At 40.6% G+C, this 5,004-nt stretch carries 2 protein-coding genes, 2 tRNA genes, 1 rRNA gene and 1 pseudogene; 1 reads left to right on the plus strand and 5 read right to left on the minus strand.

Features of this window, described 5'->3' with window-relative positions; all coding sequences use genetic code 11:
- Window positions 1–95: 95 nt before the first annotated feature.
- Window positions 96–1,479, minus strand: a pseudogene (locus tag ODU41_RS10665) (Cof-type HAD-IIB family hydrolase).
- 69 nt (window positions 1,480–1,548) lie between these two features.
- On the opposite strand from ODU41_RS10665, the gene ODU41_RS10670 reads away from it, so the two are divergent.
- Complete coding sequence (locus ODU41_RS10670) at window positions 1,549–2,508, plus strand: asparaginase (RefSeq protein ID WP_024416902.1); 960 nt, start codon at window positions 1,549–1,551, stop codon at window positions 2,506–2,508.
- A gap of 63 nt (window positions 2,509–2,571) precedes the next feature.
- Here ODU41_RS10670 and recG read toward each other — a convergent pair whose 3' ends face one another.
- From recG to rrf, 4 genes are all read right to left on the minus strand, one after another.
- On the minus strand, window positions 2,572–4,590 hold the full coding sequence (recG, locus tag ODU41_RS10675) for an ATP-dependent DNA helicase RecG (RefSeq protein ID WP_398578997.1): 2,019 nt from the start codon (window positions 4,588–4,590) through the stop codon (window positions 2,572–2,574).
- Window positions 4,591–4,707: 117 nt separating this feature from the next.
- Window positions 4,708–4,779: transfer RNA gene (locus ODU41_RS10680), tRNA-Glu, on the minus strand.
- Between the two features lie 22 nt (window positions 4,780–4,801).
- Window positions 4,802–4,874 (minus strand) — tRNA-Asn (locus tag ODU41_RS10685).
- A gap of 4 nt (window positions 4,875–4,878) precedes the next feature.
- Window positions 4,879–4,994 (minus strand): 5S ribosomal RNA (rrf, locus tag ODU41_RS10690).
- Between the last annotated feature and the right edge of the window lie 10 nt (window positions 4,995–5,004).

Below are 5,004 nucleotides of genomic sequence, written 5' to 3' on the forward strand. Positions count from 1 at the left end.
TACATTTTCATGCCTTTCTAGTTGTTTTGTGGTTATTATAATTATAAAGCATGAAGTGGAAAACGAGCAACTCCTAATTGGAATTGCTCGTTTTTTTATTGTGAGAAGCTAGTTTTTGCCCAGCTTCTTTTCATCTGTCTTTTCAGCTCTTCCTGAATCTTTTCCTCCGGCGCAAACCGTTCTTCCCAATCATCAGGTTTTAAAATTTTATGGGTAATTGGATCAAAATGGGCCTTCCCATCCGGAAATGTTTTCCCCATATTTGCAGTATGGACTATCTGAAAAATTGGTTCTGGATCAACCCCCATCAAAACAAACGAACCATATGTAAAATAAAGAATATCCAGCAAAGCATCTACCTGATCCTGCATCGAAACCCCGAAACCTCTCTTGCCAGATACCTTAGCAGCAGCAGTATCTAAATCCCGATGAAGTTGTTGAATAAAATCATGAAACTCAACTTCAGATTCTGAAGCTGCATGTAGAAATTCTACCAACTCCTCCAATTTAAAACCAGCGCGATGCAAAGCCGTCTGTCCATCATACACACTGGGAAGTTCTTGTGTTTCACCATCCATTAAAAAATGAAAATCCTTTACCCTATTAAAATTATCGTCCTTGCTCTGAAACATCTTATCCCTCAATCACACCAAAATGAATTAATGCCTTATAAATTCCATCACGATTATTTGTATCCGTAACAAAGGAAGCAGCTTGTTTTACCTTTTTCGTCCCATTTCCCATCGCTACCGAGTGCTGAATTTCATTCAACATTTCAAAATCATTATTAGAATCCCCGAATACCATAACTTCTTCTAACTCAAAACCATATCGATCTGCAACCTTTACAATACCCGATAATTTTGAATTTCCCTTACTGATAATATCAGTCGCATAGGGACTCGAACGCGTAAAAGACAAGTTTGGAAAGAGCATCTCCAATGATTGTGTCTCCCTTTCCGTCGTCAGCAACATCAGCTGATAGATTGGTTGAAAGAGAAAACCTTTCAAATTCGTTTCCTGTTGAGGACTAATCCAACGTACCATGCGATTGAAAATAAAATTTATGATTCCAGCCCAGGACTCCGGAATCATACGCGTCACACGATATGCAAAATTTCCTGTTCCAGCACTCATAATCTTACTACCAAATATGCCTTTAGCAGTTCCAAAAGATAAATCCTTATGGTGAGTTTGCGCATACTCCATAATTTGTTCAATTTGCTTTGGCTCTAAACTCTGACTATAAATAACTTCTTCTCTTGAAAAAATATATTGACCATTATAAGCAATGGCCAAATCTAGCCCTAAACTAGCCATATACTGCAAAACAAAACGAGGGTCACGTCCTGTAGCTAGACCAACTAAAATCCCCTTCTCTTTCAAAGCATTAATGGCGAGAATAGTTGAACTACTAACCATACGATTGTCGGTCAATAAGGTACCATCAATATCGAAAAATACAGCCTTTATCGTCAACCAACTCACCTACTTTCTAAGAATTATGTTACAATTAGTATATCACACTTTGAAAGAAACTGAAAATTTATGAAAAAAATTCTAGTACTGCATACAGGTGGAACCATTTCTATGCAAGCCAATCATCAGGGTGAAGTTGCATCGAGTAAAATCAATCCAATGACCCAAATTGATAGCCCACTAGAAGAAATTCAAGTGACATCCTTGGATTTTCTCAATGTTCCAAGTCCACACATTCGCTTAGAACACATGATGACTCTATACCAAAAAATTAAAGAAGAACAAATGAACTTCGATGGTTTTGTCATTACACATGGCACAGATACTTTAGAAGAAACTGCCTATTTCCTTGATACAATGGCTATTCCAGAAAAACCAATTGTATTGACCGGAGCCATGCGTTCCTCAAATGAACTAGGTAGCGACGGGATTTATAACTACCGAACAGCCCTACGTGTGGCTGCTGATGATAAATCCGCAGATAAAGGTGTTCTAGTGGTCATGAACGATGAAATTCATGCTGCTAAATATGTTACAAAAACGCATACCACCAATGTCTCAACCTTTCAAACCCCGACTCATGGACCACTGGGGTTAGTCACCAAACGAGAGATTCTCTATTTTAAAACTGCTGAACCACGTGTTCGATTTGACTTATCAACAGTCACAGGAACGGTCCCTATCATAAAAGCTTATGCAGATATGGACTCCATTCTCCTTGATTCTCTCACTGCAAGCTCAATTTCCGGTTTAGTCATTGAAGCACTCGGCGCCGGAAATCTTCCACCTACCATCCTTCCAGCCATTAAGAAACTCCTTGATCAAAAGATACCCATTATTCTGGTATCTCGCTGTTTTAACGGAATTGCTGAGCCTGTCTATGCCTACCAAGGAGGTGGCATCCAACTGGAGAAAGACGGCATTCTATTTGTTAAAGAATTGAATGCTCAAAAAGCCCGACTCAAACTCCTTATCGCTCTCAATGCAGGCTTGGAAGAGCAAAGCTTGGCAGATTACATCCAAGGTTAATCGCTGACGAACTATACAATATGTCAAAAGACCAACACATGTGTGTTGGCCTTTTTTATATGACTAGTCCAATTCCTCTCGATCTTTCAAATTAGCAAGCAAAATCGACCAATTAGGGTCCTCCTGCCAATTTTCCACGCTAACAATCTGACTAGCAACTCGTCTTGCTTCCTCTAAAATTGGATAATCCTCGATAATATTTGCAACTTGAAATTCTGGCAAACCTGATTGACGAGTCCCAAATATTTCTCCAGACCCACGCATTTTTAAGTCAGCTTCAGCCAAAATAAAACCATCTGTCGTCTCTGTCATAATTTTCATGCGTTCCTTACCAGACTCTGTTTTAGGATTAGCAACTAACACTGCATAAGACTGCTTATGACCACGTCCTACACGCCCTCTCAACTGATGTAATTGGCTTAACCCAAAACGATCTGCATCCATAATAACCATCACCGATGCATTGGGCACATTGACTCCGACTTCAATAACAGTGGTAGAAACCAAAATATTCGTTTTTCGCTCCTTAAAAGCCTGCATGATGGCATCTTTCTCGTCATTCTTCATCTTACCGTGTAACAAATCCACTGTAACTCGCTCTCCAAAATGCGCCTGTAAATCAGATTGCAGATCTACAGCATTCTTTAAATCTAGAGCCTCAGATTCTTCAATCAGCGGAGAGATAAAATAAACCTGAGCACCCACTTCTAACTCCCGCTCCAACCAAGCTAAGACCGTGGGCAGCTGTTGATGTTTGACCCAGCGAGTGATAATTGGCTTTCGACCAGCAGGTAACTGATTAATAATCGATACATCCATATCTCCAAAAGCTGTAATGGCTAACGTCCGAGGAATAGGTGTAGCAGTCATCATAAGCACATCCGGATTATCACCCTTCTCACGAAACAGACGGCGCTGTTTAACACCAAAACGATGTTGCTCATCCGTTACAACCAAACCAAGCTTATGGTACGTCACACTTTCCTGGATAAGAGCGTGAGTTCCTACAATGATGTCTACCTGACCACTAGAAATCGCCTCTAAAGCAGCACGACGCTCCGCAACCTTCATTCCCCCTGTCAAAAGAGCAATAGAAAGTTCTGGAAAAAGCTGGCGCAAACTCTCAAAGTGTTGCTCCGCCAAAATTTCTGTCGGGACCATCATTGCAGCCTGCATCCCCGCAGTCACAGCAGCAAACATAGCCAATCCAGCAACTACTGTCTTCCCTGAACCAACATCCCCTTGTAGCAAACGATTCATGTGCCCATAGGACTTCATATCTGATAGTATTTCAGCCAAAGCCCCAGACTGAGCATCCGTTAAGACAAACGGCAATTGTCTTATCTGCATAGCCAATCTATCAGCATCATAAGCAATCTTCAAACCATTCGAAATATCACGATTGTTGGCTTTAAGCATTTGCAACTGTAATTGAAAATAAAATAATTCCTCAAACTTCATACGTCGCAAAGCTTGTCTATACTCTTCTAAATTTGTCGGAAAATGCATCGCAAAAACCGCCTCTCGGCGATTCATTAACCGATAGCGCTCTCGTAAAACTGATGGTAAATTCTCCTCTAATAAATGCAAATATCCCTGATCAATAGCTGTTTTAATAGCCTTAACCAAATTTACTTGCGAAATCCCCTGCGCCACATGATAGACAGGCTGTAGCTCATCTGATACTTGAGCCAAAACTTTCATTCCTGTCAAACTTGCCTTAGCCTTATCCCACTTTCCCCAAACTGCAATATCCTGCCCCAAAACAATCTTATCTGCTAAATAAGGCTGATTAAAAAACGAAACTGCTAAGACAACCTCACCCTGTTTCATTGAAAAACGGAGTCTATTTCTTTTGTAACCATAATACTGTACATTAGCTGGAGATACCACCTCCCCAACTACCACTGCCTTCTCACCATCCTGCAAATCATAAATAGACTTACTCTCAAAATCTTCATATCTAAATGGATAGTAAGTTAACAGATCATTAATATTCTGAATGTTAATTTTTAAAAATTTTTCAGCCGATTTTGGACCAATCCCTGGCAAAACCGATAATTCATCACATAATCTTTTCATGTCTCTATTATATCAACAAACAATGAATAGACAAAGCAACAAGAAAAGAAAAAGGAGCCAAATTAAAGCCCATTCACCTCAAAAAACAAAAAAAGAGACCTAAGCAGCCTCCCAATATAGTCCGTACGGGATTCGAACCCGTGTTACCGCCGTGAAAAGGCGGTGTCTTAACCCCTTGACCAACGGACCATATACTAAAGATTTCTCTTTACTCCGCCAACAGGGCTCGAACCTGTGACATCATGATTAACAGTCATGCGCTCTACCAACTGAGCTATGGCGGAATATGCTAAGCGACTACCGTATCTAACAGGGGGCAACCCCCAACTACTTCAGGCGTTCTAGGGCTTAACTGCTGTGTTCGGCATGGGTACAGGTGTATCTCCTAGGCTATCGTCACTTAACTACTGAGTC

Origin of the sequence: Streptococcus sp. 2022WUSS083 (genome assembly GCF_044427155.1) — a bacterium.
GTDB classification, from domain to species: Bacteria; Bacillota; Bacilli; order Lactobacillales; family Streptococcaceae; genus Streptococcus; species Streptococcus hashimotonensis.

Excerpts from the sequence above, each read along its gene's own strand:
- ODU41_RS10670 (WP_024416902.1), top strand. The coding sequence starts at position 1,549 with ATGAAAAAAATTCTAGTACTGCATACAGGTGGAACCATTTCTATGCAA.
- recG (WP_398578997.1), bottom strand. The coding sequence starts at position 4,590 with ATGAAAAGATTATGTGATGAATTATCGGTTTTGCCAGGGATTGGTCCA.